At 68.1% G+C, this 20,400-nt stretch carries 20 protein-coding genes and 1 riboswitch; of the genes, 4 read left to right on the forward strand and 16 right to left on the reverse strand.

What is annotated here, in order from left to right:
• Positions 1-53 precede the first annotated feature (53 nt).
• Positions 54-977 carry a helix-turn-helix domain-containing protein gene (locus ACQPYH_RS22410; RefSeq protein ID WP_432874571.1) on the reverse strand — a complete coding sequence of 308 codons (924 nt, stop codon included), beginning with the start codon at positions 975-977 and terminating at the stop codon, positions 54-56.
• 65 nt (positions 978-1,042) lie between these two features.
• Between ACQPYH_RS22410 and ACQPYH_RS22415 the strand changes: the two genes are divergently transcribed.
• Positions 1,043-1,897: a phytanoyl-CoA dioxygenase family protein gene (locus ACQPYH_RS22415; RefSeq protein ID WP_432874573.1), complete on the forward strand. Its 855-nt coding sequence runs from the start codon at positions 1,043-1,045 to the stop codon at positions 1,895-1,897.
• On the opposite strand, the gene ACQPYH_RS22420 is transcribed toward ACQPYH_RS22415, so the two are convergent.
• From ACQPYH_RS22420 to dop, 8 genes are all read right to left on the reverse strand, one after another.
• Positions 1,894-2,736 (reverse strand): bifunctional 5,10-methylenetetrahydrofolate dehydrogenase/5,10-methenyltetrahydrofolate cyclohydrolase, encoded by an 843-nt coding sequence (locus ACQPYH_RS22420; RefSeq protein ID WP_432874575.1) that lies wholly within the window; start codon positions 2,734-2,736, stop codon positions 1,894-1,896. The genes ACQPYH_RS22415 and ACQPYH_RS22420 overlap by 4 nt on opposite strands.
• A 19-nt stretch (positions 2,737-2,755) precedes the next feature.
• Positions 2,756-2,841, reverse strand: a riboswitch (ZMP/ZTP riboswitch).
• Entirely contained in the window at positions 2,841-4,607 is a 1,767-nt protein-coding gene (locus ACQPYH_RS22425; RefSeq protein ID WP_432874578.1) for a beta-N-acetylglucosaminidase domain-containing protein, read from the reverse strand. Its footprint overlaps the riboswitch before it by 1 nt.
• Positions 4,608-4,639: 32 nt before the next feature.
• Positions 4,640-5,062: a nitroreductase family deazaflavin-dependent oxidoreductase gene (locus tag ACQPYH_RS22430; protein ID WP_432874581.1), complete on the reverse strand. Its 423-nt coding sequence runs from the start codon at positions 5,060-5,062 to the stop codon at positions 4,640-4,642.
• A 22-nt stretch (positions 5,063-5,084) separates the two neighbouring features.
• Positions 5,085-5,693, reverse strand: a complete 609-nt coding sequence (locus ACQPYH_RS22435) for an NUDIX hydrolase (RefSeq protein WP_432874584.1) — start codon at positions 5,691-5,693, stop codon at positions 5,085-5,087.
• A complete protein-coding gene (gene prcA, locus ACQPYH_RS22440; RefSeq protein WP_432874587.1) occupies positions 5,690-6,541 on the reverse strand; it encodes a proteasome subunit alpha in 852 nt (283 codons plus the stop codon). Before prcA ends, ACQPYH_RS22435 begins: the two co-directional genes overlap by 4 nt.
• 36 nt (positions 6,542-6,577) lie before the next feature.
• Complete coding sequence (prcB, locus tag ACQPYH_RS22445; RefSeq protein WP_432874590.1) at positions 6,578-7,420, reverse strand: proteasome subunit beta; 843 nt, start codon at positions 7,418-7,420, stop codon at positions 6,578-6,580.
• 8 nt (positions 7,421-7,428) lie between these two features.
• Positions 7,429-7,638 (reverse strand): ubiquitin-like protein Pup, encoded by a 210-nt coding sequence (locus ACQPYH_RS22450; RefSeq protein ID WP_130448384.1) that lies wholly within the window; start codon positions 7,636-7,638, stop codon positions 7,429-7,431.
• 58 nt (positions 7,639-7,696) lie between these two features.
• The gene (gene dop, locus ACQPYH_RS22455) at positions 7,697-9,217 is read right to left on the reverse strand and encodes a depupylase/deamidase Dop (protein ID WP_432874594.1); all 1,521 of its coding nucleotides are present in this window, start codon (positions 9,215-9,217) and stop codon (positions 7,697-7,699) included.
• A gap of 82 nt (positions 9,218-9,299) precedes the next feature.
• On the opposite strand from dop, the gene ACQPYH_RS22460 reads away from it, so the two are divergent.
• Positions 9,300-10,532, forward strand: a complete 1,233-nt coding sequence (locus ACQPYH_RS22460; protein ID WP_432894458.1) for a phosphotransferase — start codon at positions 9,300-9,302, stop codon at positions 10,530-10,532.
• On the opposite strand, the gene ACQPYH_RS22465 is transcribed toward ACQPYH_RS22460, so the two are convergent.
• The 7 genes from ACQPYH_RS22465 to ACQPYH_RS22495 all read right to left on the reverse strand — a co-directional run bounded on the left by ACQPYH_RS22465 (position 10,522) and on the right by ACQPYH_RS22495 (position 18,852).
• Positions 10,522-13,155, reverse strand: a complete 2,634-nt coding sequence (locus ACQPYH_RS22465) for a serine/threonine-protein kinase (protein ID WP_432874597.1) — start codon at positions 13,153-13,155, stop codon at positions 10,522-10,524. The genes ACQPYH_RS22460 and ACQPYH_RS22465 overlap by 11 nt on opposite strands.
• A complete protein-coding gene (locus tag ACQPYH_RS22470) occupies positions 13,152-13,916 on the reverse strand; it encodes a hypothetical protein (RefSeq protein WP_432874600.1) in 765 nt (254 codons plus the stop codon). The genes ACQPYH_RS22465 and ACQPYH_RS22470 overlap by 4 nt, the downstream gene beginning before the upstream one ends.
• The gene (locus tag ACQPYH_RS22475; RefSeq protein ID WP_432874603.1) at positions 13,913-14,683 is read right to left on the reverse strand and encodes a PP2C family protein-serine/threonine phosphatase; all 771 of its coding nucleotides are present in this window, start codon (positions 14,681-14,683) and stop codon (positions 13,913-13,915) included. Before ACQPYH_RS22475 ends, ACQPYH_RS22470 begins: the two co-directional genes overlap by 4 nt.
• On the reverse strand, positions 14,680-14,988 hold the full coding sequence (locus ACQPYH_RS22480) for an FHA domain-containing protein (protein ID WP_432874606.1): 309 nt from the start codon (positions 14,986-14,988) through the stop codon (positions 14,680-14,682). Before ACQPYH_RS22480 ends, ACQPYH_RS22475 begins: the two co-directional genes overlap by 4 nt.
• Before the next feature lie 269 nt (positions 14,989-15,257).
• Positions 15,258-15,920 carry a 4Fe-4S single cluster domain-containing protein gene (locus ACQPYH_RS22485; protein WP_432874608.1) on the reverse strand — a complete coding sequence of 221 codons (663 nt, stop codon included), beginning with the start codon at positions 15,918-15,920 and terminating at the stop codon, positions 15,258-15,260.
• Positions 15,896-17,719: an AAA family ATPase gene (locus tag ACQPYH_RS22490; RefSeq protein ID WP_432874611.1), complete on the reverse strand. Its 1,824-nt coding sequence runs from the start codon at positions 17,717-17,719 to the stop codon at positions 15,896-15,898. The genes ACQPYH_RS22485 and ACQPYH_RS22490 overlap by 25 nt, the downstream gene beginning before the upstream one ends.
• Entirely contained in the window at positions 17,716-18,852 is a 1,137-nt protein-coding gene (locus ACQPYH_RS22495; protein ID WP_432874614.1) for a hypothetical protein, read from the reverse strand. The genes ACQPYH_RS22490 and ACQPYH_RS22495 overlap by 4 nt, the downstream gene beginning before the upstream one ends.
• 189 nt (positions 18,853-19,041) lie before the next feature.
• Between ACQPYH_RS22495 and ACQPYH_RS22500 the strand changes: the two genes are divergently transcribed.
• Together ACQPYH_RS22500 and ACQPYH_RS22505 are read left to right on the forward strand one after the other, a co-directional pair.
• Positions 19,042-19,623 (forward strand): RNA polymerase sigma factor, encoded by a 582-nt coding sequence (locus tag ACQPYH_RS22500; protein WP_432874617.1) that lies wholly within the window; start codon positions 19,042-19,044, stop codon positions 19,621-19,623.
• Entirely contained in the window at positions 19,620-20,396 is a 777-nt protein-coding gene (locus ACQPYH_RS22505) for a hypothetical protein (protein ID WP_432874619.1), read from the forward strand. The genes ACQPYH_RS22500 and ACQPYH_RS22505 overlap by 4 nt, the downstream gene beginning before the upstream one ends.
• Positions 20,397-20,400: the final 4 nt, after the last annotated feature.

Consider the following 20,400-nt stretch of genomic DNA (forward strand, 5'->3'; position numbering starts at 1 on the left):
TGCTCGCCTCCATGCTTCGTGTGTTCGTCTCCCCCAACCCTAGGCCAGGGCAGTCAAGGAGTGGACAGCCGTCTCGGATCGTGCTCACCCTGAGCTGCGTCGAGGAGGCGGCGGGCCAGCGGCAGCAGCCCGGCCTCGCGAACCGGTGCGAGTGGATCGGACAGCTGTCGACGGCGCCGGAAGGTCCCCGGCGGGTCGCCGTACGCCTGGGAGAAGCGGCGCGAGAAGTGGTACGGGTTGCTGTAGCCGCAGTCGGACGCGATCTCCCCGATCGTGGCGTTGGTCCGCTGGAGAGCGGTCGCGGCGCGAGCCAGTCGGATCAAATCCAGTGCGTACGCCGGTCCGCACCCATAGTGCGCCCGGAACAGTCGATGCAGGTGTCCCGCTGACAGGTTCGCCGCCGCGGCCAACTGCGAGACCGCGACGATCCGGGGACCGCTCCTCGCCCACACAGTCGCGACGTGGTCGACGAGGCGTCGGACGGCAGCCGGCATCTCCTCGTGTGACGAGCCGACCGGAGCGCTGACGAAGACCTCGAGCATCGTCGCCACCAGCCGGTCGCTATGGCCACGGTCAGGCGTCGGCACGTCCAGCAAGTAGCTGCACAGCTCCTCGAGCAAGCCCGGATCCGACATCGACCGCACCCAAGGCCAACCCGCCGGATCGCCGAGCTCACCGAAGTCCTCGATCTGGAAATGCACGTACGCATGCCGCGACCCGCGATCACAGTCCCAGATATAAGCGTCCCGATTGCTGCGCTTCGCGAGCGCCACCGTTCCCGGCCGCAGCTCGTGCTCGACCGTGGCCTGCAGGACGCCCAGGTCGTCGTACACCTCGGTCCGCCACAGCGCGGAGCCGTTGAGGATCCAGAGGATTTCGAAGTTCGGCAGCCAGCGCGGTCCGTACGTCGCTCCGGGAGCGTAGTCCGCGATCTGCACCAGCGAGTTCACGCTGATCACCGGTGGTCGCGATGTCACGAACAGATAGTAAAGCGCTTGTTCGCGACATTGGCCGGTTCTGCGTGCTCTGCGACGGTGGCTGGATGCATTTCACCGAGATCACCGATGAGCTGGTCGAGTCCTTCCGGCGGGACGGCTTCGTCGTCCTCGATCAAGCCTTGCCACCCGAACAGATCACCGAGCTTCACACCGCGGCCGAGCAACTCTGCCGAGGCGACCTCGGCAGGGTCACAGGCGCTCCGGCCACGGAATCCACCGAGGATGTCCTGCGCAAATACCTCTGCATCCACTACCCGCACAAAGTCTCCGACGCGGCTCTCAAAGCGCTGCATGCCCCGCGCGTCGTCGAGACCCTGACCGCTGTGATCGGGCCCAACGTCAAGGCGATGCAGTCAATGCTGTTCATCAAGCCAGAGGGCAAGCCGGGGCAGGCGTGGCACCAGGACGAGTTCTTCATCCCGACCCGGGACCGCTCCCTCACCGCAGCGTGGATCGCGCTCGACGACGCCACCGTGGAGAACGGCTGCCTGTGGGTGCTGCCCGGCTCGCACCGTCGCGGCGTCCTCTATCCCGATCGCGAGCAGGACGACCTCCGCTTCGACTGCACGGTCGAGGCGTTCGACTTCCCGTACTCCGACGACGACGCCGTCCCGGTCGAGGTTCCGGCGGGCTCGGCGGTGATCTTCAACGGGTACCTGCTGCACCGATCACTGCCGAACACCGGCCGGCACGGACTCCGCCGGGCCCTTGCGAATCACTACATGAGCGCCGAGTCACTGCTCCCGTGGCAGACCGTGCCGGCCGACGTACATGTCGGCAAGCACGACTACCGCGACATCGTGATGGTCGCCGGGACCGATCCGTACGCCTACAAGGGCATCGACGACGTCGCCCGGCCGCACTCCCGCCCCGACAAGGACGGCGGGTGCGACCGCTAACGCAGCTGTGCAGCGGCGGCGTCGACCGTCTGCTCGAGCAGGAGCGCGATCGTCATCGGCCCGACGCCGCCAGGGACCGGCGTGATCAGGCGGGCCACCTCGGCCGCCTCTTCGAAGTGCACGTCGCCGACGTTGCCCTCGTTGTAGCCCGCGTCGACCACGACGGCGCCCGGCTTCAACCAGTCGCCGCGGACAAAGTTCGCCTTGCCGACCGCGGCGATCACCACATCCGCGGTCCGGACCAGCTCGGGCAGGTCCCGGGTCCGCGAGTGTGCGTAGGTCACCGTCGCGTTCGATGCCAGCAGCAACATCCCGGCCGGCTTGCCCAGGATCGGGCTGCGGCCGATCACCACCGCATGCGCGCCTTCGAGTGGTACGTCGTACGCCGCAAGCAGCCGCATGATCCCGCCCGGCGTGGCCGAGCGGAACCCGGGATCCCCGAAGGCCATCGCCGCGAACGACAGCATCGTCACGCCGTCGACGTCCTTGCCCGGGTCGATCGCCTCGAACGCGGCCCGCTCGTCGATCTGCGCCGGCACCGGGTGCTGCAGCAGGATCCCGTGCACCTCGGGGTCCTCGGACAGCTTCCGGATCTCCGCGACCAGTTCGTCGGTGTTGGTCTCGGCCGGCAGTACGACGCTCCGCGACGCGATCCCGGCCTTCTTCGACCGGTTCTGCTTCATCCGCACGTACGTCGCGGACGCCGGATCGTCACCGACCAGCACGGTCGCCAGACACGGCTGGACGCCGTACTGCTCCTGCAGCGCGGCGGCACGCTCCGCCGCCTTGGCCACCATCGCGGCGGCGAGGTCGGTCCCGATCATCAACTCAGCAGTCATCTGCGCACTCCTCCTCGTCAAAGGGTGCCCAGGCGCGCGGCGAAAGCCGGATGGCAGACCGTTCCCCGGTGGTCGTCCACCTCAGCGCCAGTCGCGGTCCGCCCTTAGGATACCGGGCTGCCCGACCACCCCGCCTCGCCGATGAACCTGTCGGCCACCCCGTCGCCGATCCGGAGCGGGACCTTGCTGTGCGGGAGGCGGACGTCACGGATCTCGTCGGCCTGCGTGATCAGGTGCTCGATCTCGTCGCGGGCGGTCGCAACGTCCGAGGCGTTGCCCTCCGCCTGCGCCTCGAACACGCGCAGCGCCTGCCGCAACGCGCCGCCCCAGTAGAACGACGCGTCCAGCCAGGCGTCCGTCTCGGCTTCGAACTCCGGGTCGATCACGCCGCTGCGGATCTGGGCGGACGCGTTCTCGATCGCCTCCAGGTACGGCTCGAGGTCGGCGATCGCGCCGGCCAGATCGCCGCCGTCCCAGGTCGCCTTGAAGGCCGCGAGCTTCGAGGCGAGCACCGGCGCGTTGATCAGATGCAGCTTCCCGTCGTACGTCGTGAGGTCCGCGAACACCTCCAGCGCCGCGATCGTGGCCGCGTCTCCCCCGGCGCGCTCGGCGATCGCGCGATGCCAGGACGCGTCGGCGTCGTACGTCGCGGGTTTCCAGCCGAACTCGGCGAACGAGTACAGCGCGAGCTTGCTGGCCGCGGCCTGGTTCATCGGGTTCGAGATCACGCCGACGACGTGCTCGGCGAGGCCGGGCTCGCGGCCCGTGTACGCCGCGAGCAGGATCCGGCCGTGGGCGTAGTCGTTGACGGGGTAGTTGTCCCAGATCAGGATGTCGTGCCCGAACACTGCCTTCGCCGCGGCCGCTTGTGCGCTCGTGATCCGCTCGGGGACGACCGCAGTACCGGTCCAGTGCACGATCACGGCCGGATCGAGCTGCTCGCGCAACGCCTGCTTGTACGGCGTCTCTTCGAGGTCGTAGTACTCGGTCGGGACCATCTGCAGCGGAGCGACGTCGGGCTTGGTCGCGATCCACTCCCGCTGGACGCGGTTGCACAGGTCGGCCTGCGCCGCACCGGCCGCGCCACCGCCCGTGCCGTACTTCGTGGCGTCCTCGTCGGAGTGCCACTTCTCGTACTCGATGTCGTCGAGCGGGACGTTGAACACGCGGACCCCGAGCGCGTACAGCGCCTCGAACTTCGCGATCAGCGCCTGGAAGTCCTCGTCGGAGGTGTACGCGATCGACAGGCCGGGCGAGAGCGCGAAGGTGAAGTCGACCTTGTTGCGCTGCGCCCGCTCGATCAGCTCGCCGAGCTCGGCCAGTTTGTCGGCCGGGTACGGGTCGCGCCACTGCTCGCGGTGGTAGACGTCGTCCTTGGGCGCGTACTGGTAGGTGTTCATCTTGTGCGCGCCGAGATAGTCCAGGTGGTCGAGGCGGTCCGCGTGCGACCACGGCGTGCCGTAGAAGCCTTCGATCGAGCCGCGGTACGTCAGCGTCGGCCAGTCGCGGATCTCGACGCCATCCACATGACCGACATGGTTGCCCTGGACAAGCTGGTCGAGGGTCAGCGCCGCGTAGTACGTGCCGCGGGTGTCAACGCCGTCGAGGACGATCTGGTGGTCGCCGACGGCAACGACGTACCCCTCGGCCGGCAGACCCGCGGCCGGTTCGACGTCGAGCCCGGTGCCGCCGAGGTGGACCGTCACCGCGGCCTCGCCGTCCACGATCGTGGCGACGCCGGCCCGGGTCAGGGTGTCGCGGACGATCCGCTCGGCATCGGGATCGGTGGTCGGTCCGTGCACCAGGCCGACCGTGTCGCCAAGGTCGAACCCGTCCGGACGGCTGCTGGTCTGCTGAGGCTCAGGGGTCACACCCCTATCCATTCAGCGGGTGGACCTGCCCGTCAAGACGCCCGAGTCAGCTTGAGGACCGGGATGGTCCGGATGCCGGCAGTACGGACCTCGTACTCGCCGAAGCCCGGGTAGCGCCGCGCCTGCTCGGCGTAGATCCGGTTGCGCTCGTCGCCGGTCAGCTCGCCGATTGTCACCTTGTACGTCTCGGTGCCGACCTCGACGACGCCCTCGCCGGCGCCGATCAGGTTGCGGTACCAGTCCGGGTTGGTGGGAGCACCGCCCTTGCTGGCGAACACGTAGATGACGGCCGGGTCGTTCTCGTCGGCCAGGTACATCGTCGGCGCGATGTACTCCTCGCCGCTCCGGCGGCCGCGGTGGTGCAGCAGCGCCATCGGCGCGCCCTCGAAGTTGCCGCCGACCCTGCCCTCGTTCGCGCGGAACTCGTCGATGACGTTCGCGTTCCAGTTGCTCATATCGGATACCTCCGCAGTTCGCTCAAAGAAGTCCTGCGTGATCCAACGCGAGATAGGCGGCATCGATTCCGGTCATCGCACCCGGAGTACGCAGCTCGGCACGGAACGCGTCAACGGTCAGCTCGACCGGGACGCAGTCCTCGGTCTCGTCGAGCTGTTGTTTACCGTCGGGGCGGCAGCCGCGCGCGATCGCGACGTACTTGCGGAACGTCGAGGACGCGCCGGACCACTGCCAGCCGACGACGTCGAGCGTCTCGCAGGTGTAGCCGGTCTCCTCCTCGAGCTCGCGCGCACCGGCGACGGCCACCTCCTCGCCGGGCTCCACCAAGCCGCCCGGAAGGTTCGTGACGACCGCGTCCGGGCCGGCCCGGAACATCCGGATCGTGACGATCCGTCCGTCCGGGGTCAGCGGCAGCACGGTGACCCCGGACGTGACGCCGATCTCGGGGCCGAGGACGTCCCACTCGACCTCGCGGCCGTCGGGCATCCGGTACCGGCGCAGGCGCACGGTGAGGAACCGCCGGAATCCGGGCTCCTCGTCCAGCAGCTCCCACGGACCGGGGTCGGCAGGCCGAGACGACTCAGCCGCCACGGTGTCGGTGACGGCTGAGGTCTCGTGCTGGTCCGTCACAGGGGACGGTTGTCGTCGGGATCTTCCGGCGGAGCGATCGGTGCATCATCCGGCGGCGGGGCGATCGGCGCGTCCTCGGCCGATGCGCTGGTCTCCGCGGTGTCCGACTTGTCCTCCGCGTCGGCCGGCTTGGTGGCCTCCTCCGCGGGGCGGGACTCGGACAGGATGCTGGCCAGCGTCGCCTCGGAGATCCGCTTGAACTTGCGCACCTGGGTCCGGGTCCGGTCCAGGACCGCCACCTCGAGCTGGTCCGGGGTCAGCTGCCGGACCTCGGTGCCGTCGTGGCCCAGGGCATCCACCGCGAGCCGGAGCGCACCCGCGAGCGAGATGCCCTCGGAGTAGTGCTCGCCGATGTAGTCCGCGACCTGGTCGGCCGGGCCGCCCATCACGGCGTACCCCTGCACGTCGGCGATCGAGCCGTCGTAGGTGAGCCGGTAGACCTGGTCGTCGGACGGAGCGGCGCCGATCTCGGCGACCAGGATCTCGACCTCGAGCGGCTTCTCGCCGCCGGAGGAGAAGATCGCGCCGAGCGTCTGCGCGTACGCGTTGGCCAGCGCCCGGCCGGTGACGTCACGCCGGTCGTAGGAGTACCCGCGCATGTCGGCCAGCCGCACGCCGGCGATCCGCAGGTTCTCGAACTCGTTGTACCGGCCGACGGCGGCGAACGCCATCCGGTCGTAGATCTCGGCCACCTTGTGCAGCGCGGGCGAGCGGTTCTCGGCCACGAACAGGATGCCGTCGGCATATTGCAGCGCGATCGCGCTGCGGCCCTTGGCGATGCCCTTCCGGGCGAAGTCGGCCCGGTCCCGCATCAGCTGCTCGGGCGAGACGTAGAACGGAACGCTCATCGAAGGTGTCGTCCTCTATCAGTCGAAAGGCGGGGGTCAGGTCAGAGACGTCGCGGCAGGGCCGTCGGGACGCTGGTGCCGTTGGCTCCAGGCCGCGTCGACGAGCGCCGCCACCTCGTCCTCGGGCAGCCGCCGGTAACCGTCCGCGGTGACCACGCCGACCACCGGGAAGATCCGCCGGAGCATGTCCGGGCCGCCGGTCGCCGAGTCGTCGTCGGCCGCGTCGATCAGCGACTGGATCATCACCGTCACGCAGTCGGTCTCGGACAGGTCCTCGCGGTACAGCTTCTTCAGCGCGCCGCGGGCGAACAACGAGCCCGAGCCGACGCTGTAGAAGTGGGTCTCCTCGTACCGCCCGCCGGTCGGGTCGTAGGAGAAGATCCGGCCGCCGTTGATGTCGTGGTCGTACCCCGCGAACAGCGGCACCACGGTCAGGCCCTGCATCGCCATCGGCAGGTTGCCGCGGATCAGCGCGCTGAGCCGGTTGGCCTTGCCGTCGAGGCTGAGCGTCGCACCCTCGAGCTTCTCGTAGTGCTCCAGTTCGACCTGGAACAACCGGACCATCTCGATCCCGAAACCGGCCGAGCCGGCGAACGCGACCGCCGAATACTCGTCGGCCGGGAACACCTTCTCGATGTCACGCTGGGCGATGATGTTGCCCATCGTGGCCCGCCGGTCGCCGGCCATGATCACGCCACCGGGGAAGGTGGCCGCGACGATCGTCGTACCGTGCGGGACTTCGCTGGACAGGTCACCCGAACCCAGGGCCCGTCGTCCCGGCAACAGGTCGGGCGCGTGCCCGGCCAGGAAGTCCATGAACGACGAGCCACCTGGGGTCAGGAAGGCTTCCGGCAACCGGCCGGAGGCATCAGAAGTCATCGAGCGGTTCACTCCCCACCCTTTTGCACGAATCCGCGGACGAACTCCTCGGCGTTCTCCTCGAGCACCTCGTCGATCTCGTCCAGGATCGAATCGACGTCCTCGTCGAGTCGCTCTTTGCGCTCCTGGACGTCCTCCGACGCCTCGACCTGCTCGACCTCTTCCTCGGTCGACGAACGCTTGGGCTGCTTGTGCTGCTGCCCGCCGTCTTTCGCCATGACACACACCTCCTAGAACCGCTGGAGAGGTCGCCCAACCGACCTCTCTATAGCGACCCTACCCGGCGGCGCCCCCAGTAATGGTGCGAACCAGGTCACTGGCGGTGTCGCATTGGTCAAGAAGTGCTCCGACGTGCGCTTTCGTACCCCGCAACGGATCCAGAGTCGGGATCCGTTGCAGTGACTCCTTACCGGGCAGATCGAAGATCACCGAGTCCCAGGAGGCGGCCGCGACCTGCGGCGCGTACTGCTGCATGCAGCGGCCGCGGAAGTACGCCCGGGTGTCGGTCGGCGGGTGCGCGACCGCCATCCGGATCTCCTCGTCGGTGACGATCCGCTGCATCCGGTCGGATTTCACCAACCTGTAATACAGGCCCTTGTCCGGGCGGAGATCGGCGTACTGCAGGTCGATCAGGTGCAGCTTCGGGTCGTCCCACTCCAGGCCGTCGCGGTCGCGGTACTGCTGGAGCAGTTTGTACTTCGCGACCCAGTCGAGCTGGTCGGACAGCTTCATCGGGTCGATCGCGAGCTGGTCGAGGAGCTGCTCCCACCGGTGCAGGATGTCCTTGGTCTGCCGGTCCGCGTCGTCGCCGTACTTGTCCTCGACGTACTTGCGGGCCTGCTCCAGGTATTCCGCCTGCAGCTGGACGGCGGTGATCTTGCGGCCGTCCTTCAGCGTGAGCAGATGCGTGCAGGACGGGTCGTGGCTGACCTCGTGCAGCGCGGACACCGGACGGTCGACACCCAGGTCGTCGGTGAGCCAACCGTCCTCGATCATCGCGAGCACGAGCGACGTCGTACCGACCTTCAGGTACGTCGAGATCTCGGACAGGTTCGCGTCGCCGATGATCACGTGCAGCCGGCGGTAACGATCCGGATTCGCGTGCGGCTCGTCGCGGGTGTTGATGATCGGGCGCTTCAGCGTCGTCTCCAGGCCGACCTCGACCTCGAAGTAGTCGGCCCGCTGGCTGATCTGGAAGCCGTGCGTCGCACCGTCCTGGCCGATGCCGACCCGGCCTGCGCCGGTGACCACCTGACGGCTCACGAAGAACGGCGTCAGATGCCGCACGATCGACGCGAACGGCGTGGACCGGCGCATCAGGTAGTTCTCGTGCGAGCCGTACGACGCGCCCTTGTTGTCGGTGTTGTTCTTGTACAAGTTCAGCTGGGGAGCGCCGGGGATCAGCCGGGCCTGGCGCGCGCCCTCCATGATCACCAGCTCGCCGGCCTTGTCCCAGACCACCGCGTCCCGCGGGTTCGTGGTCTCCGGAGCGGAGTACTCCGGGTGGGCGTGGTCGACGTACAACCTCGCGCCGTTGGTGAGGATCACGTTCGCCAGGCCGGTCTCCTCGTCGGTGAGCTGGCTGGAGTCCGCCACCTCCCGGCTCAGGTCGAAACCTCGCGCGTCGCGCAGCGGGTGCTCCTCGTCGAAGTCCCATCGCGTCTTGCGCGCGAGCGGCTGCGTCTGCGCGTAGCCGTTCACCACCTGGCTCGAGGTCAGCATCGGGTTGGCCCCGGGCTGGCCCGGCACCGAGATCCCGAACTCGGTCTCGGTACCCATGATCCGCCGAACACTCATGCGAACGAGCCTACGCGGTAAGGGCGACTAAAGGTGTTGCTGTGTCCACAGGGTTACGTGTGAGACTGCGCCCGTGGACGAAATGGTGGCGATCCTGGACGAAGACAACCGTGTCACCGGGGCGGCGCCACGATCCGTGATGCGGCGCGACAACCTACGCCACTCCGCCACCGGCGTAGTCGTCCGGAATACGGCCGGTGAGATCTACGTGCACCGCCGTACGCCGATCAAGGACCTCTACCCGAGCCGGTACGACTTCTCCGCCGGCGGGGTCGTCGCGGCCGGTGAGGATCCGTTCCACGCCGTCGTACGGGAGCTGGAGGAGGAGCTCGGGATCGCGGGTGTCGAGCTGACCCGGTTGCCGGAGGGCGACTACGCCGACGACCACACGCAGTACCACGCGTACCTGTATACGTGCGTCTGGGACGGCCCGGTGCGTCACCAGCCGGAAGAGGTCGAGTGGGGTGCGTGGATGTCCCCCGCCGAGCTCGCCGCCAAGCTGGACGACCCGTCGTGGGCGTTCATGCCGGACGCCGTCGGCCTGCTCGGTGCGTTCGTCCGGAGTCTCGCAACCATCGACCAGGGCTGGGACAGCGACGCGTGGATCGAGGGTCCGTGGATCCACCGCTCCCCACGACGGCCCGCAGTACGGCCGCGCCTGCTGGCTGAGGCCACGCTCCTCCCCTGGCTCGCTCCGCAGCTGCCCCTGGCGATCCCAATGCCTGAGCTGACCGACAACGGCGTACGGCACTTGATGCTGCCCGGCTCACCCTTCACCGACGGCGGTACGGCGACAGGCCGCGAGCTAGGCGCCTTCCTGAAGGCCCTGCACGCTGTTGACCCGGTCGAAGCGGTCGCCCGCGGCGCCCTGGACGCCGCCACAGCGGATGCCGAGAAGGCGAGCTTCCTGGAGGACTGCAAGACGCAGATCGTGCCCCTGCTGCCCACAGAGGTCCGGGCTCCCGCACTGGAGTTGCTCGACCGCGTGGCCCGCGTCCGCACGTCATTGATCCACTGCGATCTGGGCCCCGATCACATCCTCATGACCGACGGCCAGATCACCGGCATCATCGACTGGACCGACTCGGTCATCGGCGACCCCGCACTGGACCTCTGCTGGCCCCTCAACGGCGCACCAGCCCCACTCCGGACCGGCCTGATCGAGGTGTACCAACCGACCCCTGACGAGATCGACCGCGCCGCAGACTGGGCCCGCCTCTCCCCCTGGTACGGCGTACACCGCGGCCTGCTCCTCAACCTGCCCAACGACGTCACCAACGGCCTGCGGGACATCGTCGCTCGTCTCAGCGAGTGAGGTCGGAGAGCTTGTACGTGAGCTTCTTCGATCTCGTCTCCACCGTGAAGACCGTCTTCGCGAGACTCGTGTTCTGCGTGACGTTGACCGAACTCGAGAACCCGCCGGCGTTCGGCACGTACTGCGGTGCTCGGAGGTTGAAGGTTTTCACCCGTCGCCAGCCGTCATAGAACTCGATCAGATTGCACGCGTCCGACGTACTCCCCTTGGTCCGGGCGGTGAAGAGCGAGTAGGCCTTGACCTCGATGTAACCGGCAGCGTTGACCCGCTCGATCGTCGTGGTGGCCGAGCCGCAACTGTAGTACTTGTCGTCGAACGGATACGGCGTCGTCTTCAGAAGCTCCGCGGTCACACGTTCCTGCTTGTTCCACTCCTGCTGCACATACGGCACGCCCCAATACCAGGCGGCACCCACACCAAGCGCGGCGGCGACAACCATCCCGACTCGCTGCCGCCACGGTCGAAGCAGGATGAACGCGGCCACCAGAACAGCCACCACCAGGCAGCCGGTGGCCCAGTCAGTCAGGAAGTAGGCACCGGTGCGCCTGGCGTCGACATCGAAGACGTCCGCCAGGTCCCTACGCGGCCAGTCGCCGCGGAGCAGATAGCGACCGATGAGCCAGGGCACGAGGACCGTTACACAGGCGCCGAACCCGAGCCCGACGGCGGTGAAGTCGGCACGCTTCCGCCTCTGGGCCACTGAGTCGCGGCCCTGGCGGTCTCTGTCCTTCTGAGCCTGCCTGGCCTCACGCTCGGCTTCGCCTTGCCGCCGCCGTTCCTCCACGCGCAATTGCTCGGCACGGGCCTCGTTCTCCCGCTTCTTCGCTGCGATCCGTTCGAACCACGCCGGGAACACGAGCGAAACGCAGGCGGCCTCCACGAGCACTTCCACATTGAGCTTGGCGGGCAGCAGCGCCTTCAAGTATTGCGTCCGCGAGTGCTCCGCCTTGGGTGCCTTGCCGAGCAACTCCCGCGCCCGGTCCCAGATCCGATGTCTCGCCTTCTCGGTGAGCGCCGCCTCCAGCAGCGTCCCTTCCAGCGCCGGTACGGCGTTCTGCACAAATTCGGCGACGTCCGTGGTGGCCCAGAGTCCGGTCTGCAGGAGTCCACTATCGATGCTGCGCCACCACATCGTCAGCAGCTCGTCCGCCCGGGACAACAGCGGCTCTTCGGCATGGTGGCCGACCACCGACAGCACCGACGAACCTCGCATCTCGCGGACCCACTCGACTGCTGCGTTGTCACCGGTCTTGGCGACCCGGATCGCCTCGGTGAGACCTGATGTCGACAGCTCGCGGCCCCGGAACGAGGGTTCGTGCTCCGGGTCGAGCAGCAATTGGAGCTCGACCGCCGCCCGGCCCGGCGATGTCTGCCCGGACCGGACCGCATCGAGGATGTCGTCAGCACCGTCGCCGACCGACGTCTCATGCAGCCACGAGCGCAGGTCCGACACCCGGACTCCGGCGAGATGGTCGCGCGCGATCATGAAGTTCTTCCGGATCGCCCGGGCCAATTGCTCGGGCTCTGTGCACTCGGCGCCGGCGAAGTGGTAGGCCTTGCGGGCGCGCCGCTGACTGGTCGGGACCCTGTTCGGCCAGTGCGTCGTGATCGGGGGCGAGCCACCGGCCAGCCACTCGTCCACCTGCGCCCACGACCAACGCCCGTCGGCCGGGGAGAGGAGCCCGTCGAGCAGGAGCCTCCAGCGCACGTCCGTGACATCGTCGTACGACCAGGACTGGTCCATGTACGCGGCCCGCACCCGGAGCTCGCTCAATACACCGTCTCCACCCGGAGTCGCATGGAGATGGCGACCGGTCAGAAGCTCGTGGGCAATGACACCGAGACCCCACCAGTCGTTCGCCTTGTTGCCCTTGCCGACGCTGCCCTCCGGCGAGGTGTAGATGTAGGTGCCGGCGATCGAGCCGATCGCATTGGACAGCACCCCGATTCGCGCCAGACCGAAGTCAGCCAGCACGCAGTCCAGCGGGGCCTCGGTGCGGACCAAGATGTTCTGCGGCTTGAGGTCACGGTGGCACACACCCAGCGAGTGCACGTGATCGAGCGCCTGGCCGACCTCACGTACGACATCGAGCACGAAGCCGGACGACTGTGCCCCTCCGCCCCGACGGTTGACGACATCCTCCAGGCTGCCGAGCGGGAAGAACTCCTGAACCTCCCAGATCTGGAATTCGTCCGATTCGAGTCTGAACCGCAGCACGTGGTCGTCGTCGGCTCCCGTCAACGGCTCGATCGCGTCCCGGTCGAGGACCTTCGACGCATCCGGCCGGTAGATCTTGATCGCGACTTCGGTGCCGTCGGCGCGGTCCCGGAACAGTACGACGTCCGCCTGCGCGCCGCCCGACGAGAGTTCGCGCACGTACTCGTACCGCTCCTCGACAGCCGGTGGCGCCAGGAGCCGGCGGCGCGACGCCGGCCGGACCGGCTGGCCGCCGTCCGACTCGTGCCTGGTGGGGGGAGCACCGCTGACGAACTCATGAGCAGTCGCCGGGACGTGGCCGGCACCCTCGTGGGTCGTCGCCGGCGGGTGGCCCACCCCTTCGTGTCGGGTGGCCGGCGCATCGAGGTGCTCGGGCTCGTGCCGGGTCGCACGCGGTTCGGTCATCGGGACACCCCACTGGTAGAAGATTTCCGGAGCCGGACGAACCCGGCGACGACCAGGGCCAGCATCGCGACGAGCGGCTTGTTCCACGACTCGTTCACGGTCAGGGCAACGTCCGTGACGGTGACGGCGGCGGCCATCAGAACGACCACGATGTCCACGTCGAACAGGCCGAGGAGGAAACATGCCACACATGTGACACCCAGGTACGTGAACTGTCGCCACAGCTCGACGTCGCGCAGGTCCGCACCACCCGGACTCGCCATGAACGCGACGATGTCAACGATGGCGAAGTACACCTGGAACCGGCGCGCCGAGATCAGCCTCGAATGCCCTCCCCGCAACGCACCGAACAGATAGCACGCGGACAGCAAGCCCAGCATGAGATACCGGTAGCCGATGGTGCCCGGCGGTCCGTCGGCAAACTCGGCGATCGTCGATAAGGTCGCCATAGCGCAGATGAAGGCGAGTCCGCTGTCCACCAGCCCGACCGTGTCGGGCCGCCACAGCCAGCCACAAAAGAGTCCGAGGACTACGCCGGCAACGAAGACGGAGTTCCCGAGCCTTCCGTCGTCGAAGAGCGTGCCTAGAGCGAGTGCGCCGAGAATCAGGGACGGCCACAACGATCTGTCCTCGTACCTGCGCAGGAACGACCACGTCCGGGCATGGAGCTCCTGGCCGCCGCGCAGGGGCCGGGAGCCTCTGATGACCCAGGCCATGATGCCGAGCATCCAGAGCAACGCGAGGACGATTTCCGCGGTCATCGGCCCGTCCCCGTCGCCTCGGTCGGGACAAGATCGAGGATTATCACCGACACGTTGTCCGGCGCACGGCGTTTCAGCGCCGCCCCGATCAGCGCGGTCACCGCCTTCTCCGCCTCGCCCGGCCGACCGATCGGTCCACCGAGGAGTGAGCGCAACTCGTCCGCATCGACGACATCAGTGAGACCGTCGCTGCAGATCAGTAGCCGAACGGGACGGGCGATCCGGTACGTCGTGACCGCGGGATCCGGGCTGGCCGTGAACATCGACAAGCTCTGCGTCAGGACCGTCGCACCCTCGCGATGCGGGTCCGGCCGCCGGTCCGGCATGGTGAGTTCGCCTACGGAACCTTCGGCGATCCGGAACACCGCGCTGTCCCCGACGCTGAACACGCTGAACTGCGTCGCCGTCACCGCCACCCCGGCGACCGTCGAACCGAGGCCGCGCAGCCCATGGACGTCGTCCGACACGGTTCGGACCGCACGGGCGGCCGCCTCGACACGCTCGGTGATCGTCTTTGCCTCGACGTCCGGCCAGTGGCACGACGCCAAGGTCGCCGCCGCCAGACGAGATGCCACCGAGCCGCCCGCGTGTCCGCCCATGCCGTCGCAAACGGCAACGACGTACGGCGGTTCTCCGGGCTTCAGGTTGACGCCGTCGGCCCGTCTCACGTCCCGCGCAGACACCCAGCCGTCCAGCAGCAGGCAGTCCTGATTCTCCGTCCGCACCCGTCCGACGTCGGTCCGAGCTGCGACCCGCAGGATCGTCATGCCTGACCTCCCGCGACCACGTCGATCACCACGACGGCCGTCTTCCCGAGGTGCACCTGGTGCTCACCGGGCCCCAACGTGAGCGGTACGCGGGACACCGGCAGACCGTCCACCCTCGTACCGTTGGTCGAGCCGATGTCGACCAACGTCACGCCGGTGTCCTCGACCGCCAGTTGGGCGTGACGTCGCGACACGCCGTCGTACTGCGCCAGGTTGCCGGCGATCCGAGCATCCGGGCTCTCTCGTCCTATGACCACGATCGCGCCCGGCCTGACCCCGACGGAGTCGCCGTCGGGGAGCAGCAATCGAACCGTGGAGATCCATACGGGAGCTGCGCCACCCAGAGGCAGCAGCGGAACCGGCTGCGTGCACCGTGGGCAGACCCTCACGCCGGCTCCGTAAGGCTCCGCACACCACTCGCGCGGGCAGATCCCTGTCTGGGCCGCACTGAGAGCCTCTGGCACCACCTCAGGGCGCCCGAGCGGTTCGGGCGTCGCGCCGGTCAAGTTCGTGATGCAGACCGGACAGATGATCAGGCTCGCGTCGAGCCCGCCCGTTCCGCAGACACGGCACGTCACGGTCGCCATGACACCCCCGCAAGATTGAGTCCTCGCCGTTCAAGGCCGTTCGCGAAGTTGTCCAGGTCTCCTCGCGCCGGAAGTCCGACCAGGAACACCGACCCCTGGTCAACGGCAACCTCGAGTTGGGCTCCTTCAGCCGCCTGCCAGGCCTCGTAATACGCGCGTACGGCGGGCGATCGGTAGGTCACCGTTTGGTTGCTGGAGGCCAGCAATCGGCCGGCCGCGGGAAGATCACGCCGAAAGGGCCCCGCGACGATGCAGTCAGCCTGGGCGACGAGTCCAGGCGCCGCCCGCGCAGCGGCCTGGTACGTACGACCCGTAAACACCAGCACTTCCACCGGGGTCGGGTCGAGCCGCTCACGGACCTGTGAGACAAGTTCAGCCAGGGCATGCGGCTGACTTGTCGGCTCACCGCCGGTGATCGTCAGGCCATCCAGTTCGCCGTCCCGAATCTGTTCGGCCAGGCGTTCAGCGACCTCGTCGGCTGGAAGCGCGAAGCCGCCTGCCGGATCCCAGGTGTCCACGGAGGCACACCCGGCGCATCCGATCTCGCAGCCCTGGACCCACAGGGCGACCCGCCGGCCGGGGCCCAGAACCGTGACCGGGGCGAGAATCCTGGCGATCCGCAGGCTCAGACCAGCTCCGCTGTGAACCATCCGCCCTCCTCCCTGGCCAGCGACTTCACGATGGCCGCCGTCCTACCCGGCGGCAGATCGAACAGTGCTCGAGCCAGCGGGTTGACCAAGGTGGATTCGACGGCCCTGCCGATTCCCCGGCCGCCCTTGGACAGGTCCGCGACGGCCAGCTCGACGACATCCCGCCGTACCTCGTCGGAGAGGGTCAGTGCCAGACCGTGCTGCTCAGCCACGCGCTCGATCACATTGCCGATGAACTCGTCCGCCAGCTCGACGGCGGTCTCCGGATCGATGTAGTCGAAGACCACGATGTTGTCGCCGATCCGGCCGAGGAGCTCCGGCCGGTGGATGGTGACCGTGAACTCGTGCTCGATCGCCTTCTTCACGGCCGACTCGAGCTCGGCGCCGACCAGGACCGGTTCTCCCGGCACCAGTTCCGGCACGCCGAGGTTCGAAGTGAAGACGATGATCGCCTCGCCGAAGTGCACGGTGTCGCCGCTGCCGTCGGTCAGCCGGCCGTCGGAGAGGATCTGCAGGAATTTGTCCAGGATCCGTGGATGGGCCTTCTCGACCTCGTCGAACAGCACTACGCAGAACGGCTGCTGGCGGACAGCATTCGTCAGCTCACCGCCCTCGCCGTGGCCTTCGTAGCCCGGCGGCGATCCGATCAGTCTCGCCTCCGAGTGATCGGCGGAGAACTCTGACATGTCGAACCGGACGTATGCGTCCTGGTCGCCGAAGACGAGATGCGTGATGCGCTTCGCGAGCTCGGTCTTGCCGACGCCGGTCGGGCCTGCGAAGAACAGGATTCCGCGCGGACCGGTCGCACCACCGCCGCGCTCAGCGCCGGTCATTCCGGTGTTCGACCTGATCAGGATGTCCAGCGCATGCCGGACCGCGCGGCGCTGCCCCTTGACCTCCTCGGCCAGCAGCTTCTCGCCATTCCGGATCCGTTCACGCAAGTCCTGGTCTGCCCACGGGTTCTCCGTCATTCCGATCCGGTACGCGCGGACCGCGTCGTCGATCCGCTCTGGCCCGAGGCTCTGGTCCAAGGCCAGCTGGGTCGTCGCGATCATCGCGTGCAGCGACATCCCGGCCGATCGCTCCGCGAAGCGGGCGGCAGCGTCCTCGAGTGCCGGGGCGGACATCCGACCTCCACCAGGCATCGAGATGACCAGATTTCTGGCCAACCGGAGGCGGGCTCCCAGGTCCGGCTGCGGAACCGAGATCTGCCGGATGCCCTCAGACCCTCCAGTCAGCCAGGGCGGCAGGTCGGCGGGGCGATCCACCAACCACAGGAAGGGGTTGAAGAGCCCGCTCGTCCGCTGATTTCCCGTCACGATGGGGAGCGCGTCGTGGATGGCGGCGAGCGCAGCCTGCATGAAGGCGTGCTCCGCGTCGGTCGGAGGCGTGCCGGCTGGGCGCCACTGGGACACGTAGTCGATGGTCAGGGCGAGGCGCACGTCGCGGCAGGACATCAGCGCACGCAGGATCGCCGTCAATTGATCCGGCCCGACCGGCCTACCATTCGGCTCGCTGTTCAGGCCAGTCACCTGGGCCACCAACCGGCGAGCGGCCGGGTCGTTCGGTACGACCTGAACACCCACCGGTGTGTGCCGAACGATGGCCGCATAGCCACTGCGTCGCAGCGTGTCCCACAGCGCCTGGTGGAGATCCAGCGGCATCCATTTCCCATCCGTACCAGGCACCAAGTAGCGATCCCGGAGGTTCCCGTGAAGGACGTACGCCGGTGTGACGGTCAGTGAGGAGTCGATCTCCTGCAACCAGGCCGGGTGGTTGTCCAGTTGCCGTGGACTCATCGCTGCAGCCTCCGCACCTTCGGACTTGTCACGGCTGCCGTCTGCCGGGCATGACGGCGGACCGGCAACTCCCCGGGCGGTGTGCGGTAGATCAGCTCTGTCGGTACACCGCGACTCTGCAGCCCGTCGCGCAGCTCGTCGACCGCATCGCACGACGAGGTCTCGAAGGCGAGGTCGTCCCGCTCGTCACTGTCCTCGAACGCGACGGGAATCGTGCGCATGCCGTCGGTGTCGGCCGGGAAGACCAACTTCAGGCCATGTCTCGGCCAATCGGGACCCGACGCTGTGGCGATCGTCGTCCCACCGGCCGGTTCGACATCGACGGCGTATCCCATCTCTCGAAGCACGGCCGTCGCCTGGTCGAGCGCGAAGCGCCGGTCGGCGGCCTTCACACGTCTGAGATCGACTTCCTGGAGTTCGCGTGCCGCGGCCTCGACGTCGCCGCCAGGCAGGCGGGCAACGATCGCTCGTGCCTCATCGCCCTCAGCTGTCGCAGCGTCGAGCAGTACGGCGTACTGGTACTTGAGCTCTCGGGTCCGCTGCTGCCGACGCTCCTCCGCGCGCTGACGCTTCACTGCCTGACTGATCCTGGTCTCGAGCTCGGTGAGGAAGCTCTGTGCCTTGGCTGGCCCGGACGCGTCGTCGGTGACCACGGCCGCGAGTTTCTGGAGGTCGGCACGAACCGACTCGTCGAGGCCGAGTGCCAGGTCGAGCACGGCCTCGACACGAGCCGCCAACCGCTCCGAGGCTTCGGAACGAACCTGCCCTCGCGACCTCTCGCGAGCTGTGCCGCGGAACCTGATCTTCGGCAGCGCGACCTGGAGCGCTTCGATCTCCGTCGCGAGGGTCCGGCGGGCCTGATCTGTCCGTGCCTGCGCGGCGGCGACCGATAGCGCCTGCTCTTCGGCTGCGAGAGCGATTTCAAGTCCCCGCAGTCGGTCGAGATCGGCGACATCCCGTTTGCTGATCTGAGTGGCCCGCACTTGTGCCGCGACGGTCTTTCCGACGGAGGCCCGCGCCACCCGTACAGAGGCCTGTCTTGCCATCACCCTGGCTGTAGCAGCCTCGACAGCACGGCGCCGCAACTCTGCGGGGCTCACGACCTGATAGTCGAAGCCCGTGGATCCGCTCATGGTGCCCCCTCCGATCCCCAGCGACACCGTCATCTGACGGACAGCGGCCTCCAGCGCCCGATGCCGGAGGGGATCACAGCAATGAACGGTCATCACGAGATACTGAATCGGCCCCGATGCAACCATCCGCCGCGTGGCCGGTCACTAGAGGGTGTGAAGATCACCCTGACTGACGATACGGAGCCGGCTATGGCTACGGGATCCGACCAGGAGCTCTGGGAGCGGTTGCGCGTCGGGGACCATTTCGCGCTCGGCGAGCTGTTCGACCGGTACGCGGACGACGTACGTGCGTTCGCGTTCAGGCGTACGGCCTCGTGGAGTACTGCCGACGATGTGGTCCAGTCGACGTTCCTGAGTACCTGGCGGCGGTTCCAGCGCAATCCACCTGGCCGGCTGACCGGTCCCAGCGCCCGCGGCTGGCTGCTGATGGTGGCCGGCAACGAGTGCAAGAGCCTCCACCGCACGGCGAGCCGGCTGCGCAGACTGCTGGACCGCCTGCCCGACCCTGGGCCCGGCAGCGACCATGCCCCGGAGGTCGCCCGCCGGCTCGACGACGAGCGCCAGATGTCGGCCGTACGCCGCGCCGTGGCCAAACTCCCGCGGCACGAGCGCGAGACCCTCGAGCTCGTCGTCTGGTCCGGTCTGACGATGGCCGAGGCCGCGGACGCCCTCGGCGTACCGGTCGGGACCGTCAAGGCCCGGCTCCACCGCACCCGTCGCCGCTTCCCCGACCTGCTCAGCCGGGTCGCCCTCAACGAGGAGCTCTCATGAACACCGATCTCGAACCGCCGCGCGTCCCCCCGTTAAGCGCCGCCGAGCGGTCCCGTCTCCGCAACCAGGTGATGGACCGGGCGCGGCCCGTGGAGAACCGGCCGAGCCGCCGCATGATCGCCCCGGTGATAGCTGTCGCAGCCGTCGCAGCCGCTGTGGCCGGCACCCTCGTGATCACCAACCGGCCCCCGGCCGACCCCGGTGTCGCCGCGCCGGCGACGGTAGCCACCTCCAGCGGACTCGGAGTCGTATCTGACGCCGACGCGATCGCAGCCTTCACGAAGTCGTGCGAACGCCGCCAGCACTCCCTGCTCAAGCGGCCGTTCCGGATCGTCTGGGCGCGACGGGTACCGGCCGCGAATCCCGGGACCACCGACATCCTGATGATCGTCGAGGGATCCGGAACGTCGGGCATCTCATCCTGCTTGTCCCCCGGCGGAAGCGGCGGATGGCAACGGGACAAGTCGGGGTGGATCGAGCCGCCGGCTCAGAAGAAAGGCCTCACCGGCCTCAGCGGCGGCACCTCCTCGGTGTCGACGCCGAAGCCGATGTCCCGGATCTGGATGCTCTACCGGGTCCGTCCGGAGATCGCCCGGATCGAGTCGCGCCTGGTCTGGAAGGGCGTCACGAGCCCCTGGCAACCCGGATACGTCGACCATGGCTACGCGTACGCGGACAACCGGCTGGCTGTGGTCGTCCCTGCGAGCACAGTGCGCCAGGAGGTGCGAGCCTACGACGCACAGGGCCGGCTGCTCCCGTACCAGCCGAAGTAGCGCG

Origin of the sequence: Kribbella sp. CA-245084 (assembly GCF_050942355.1) — a bacterium.
Taxonomy (GTDB): domain Bacteria; phylum Actinomycetota; class Actinomycetes; order Propionibacteriales; family Kribbellaceae; genus Kribbella.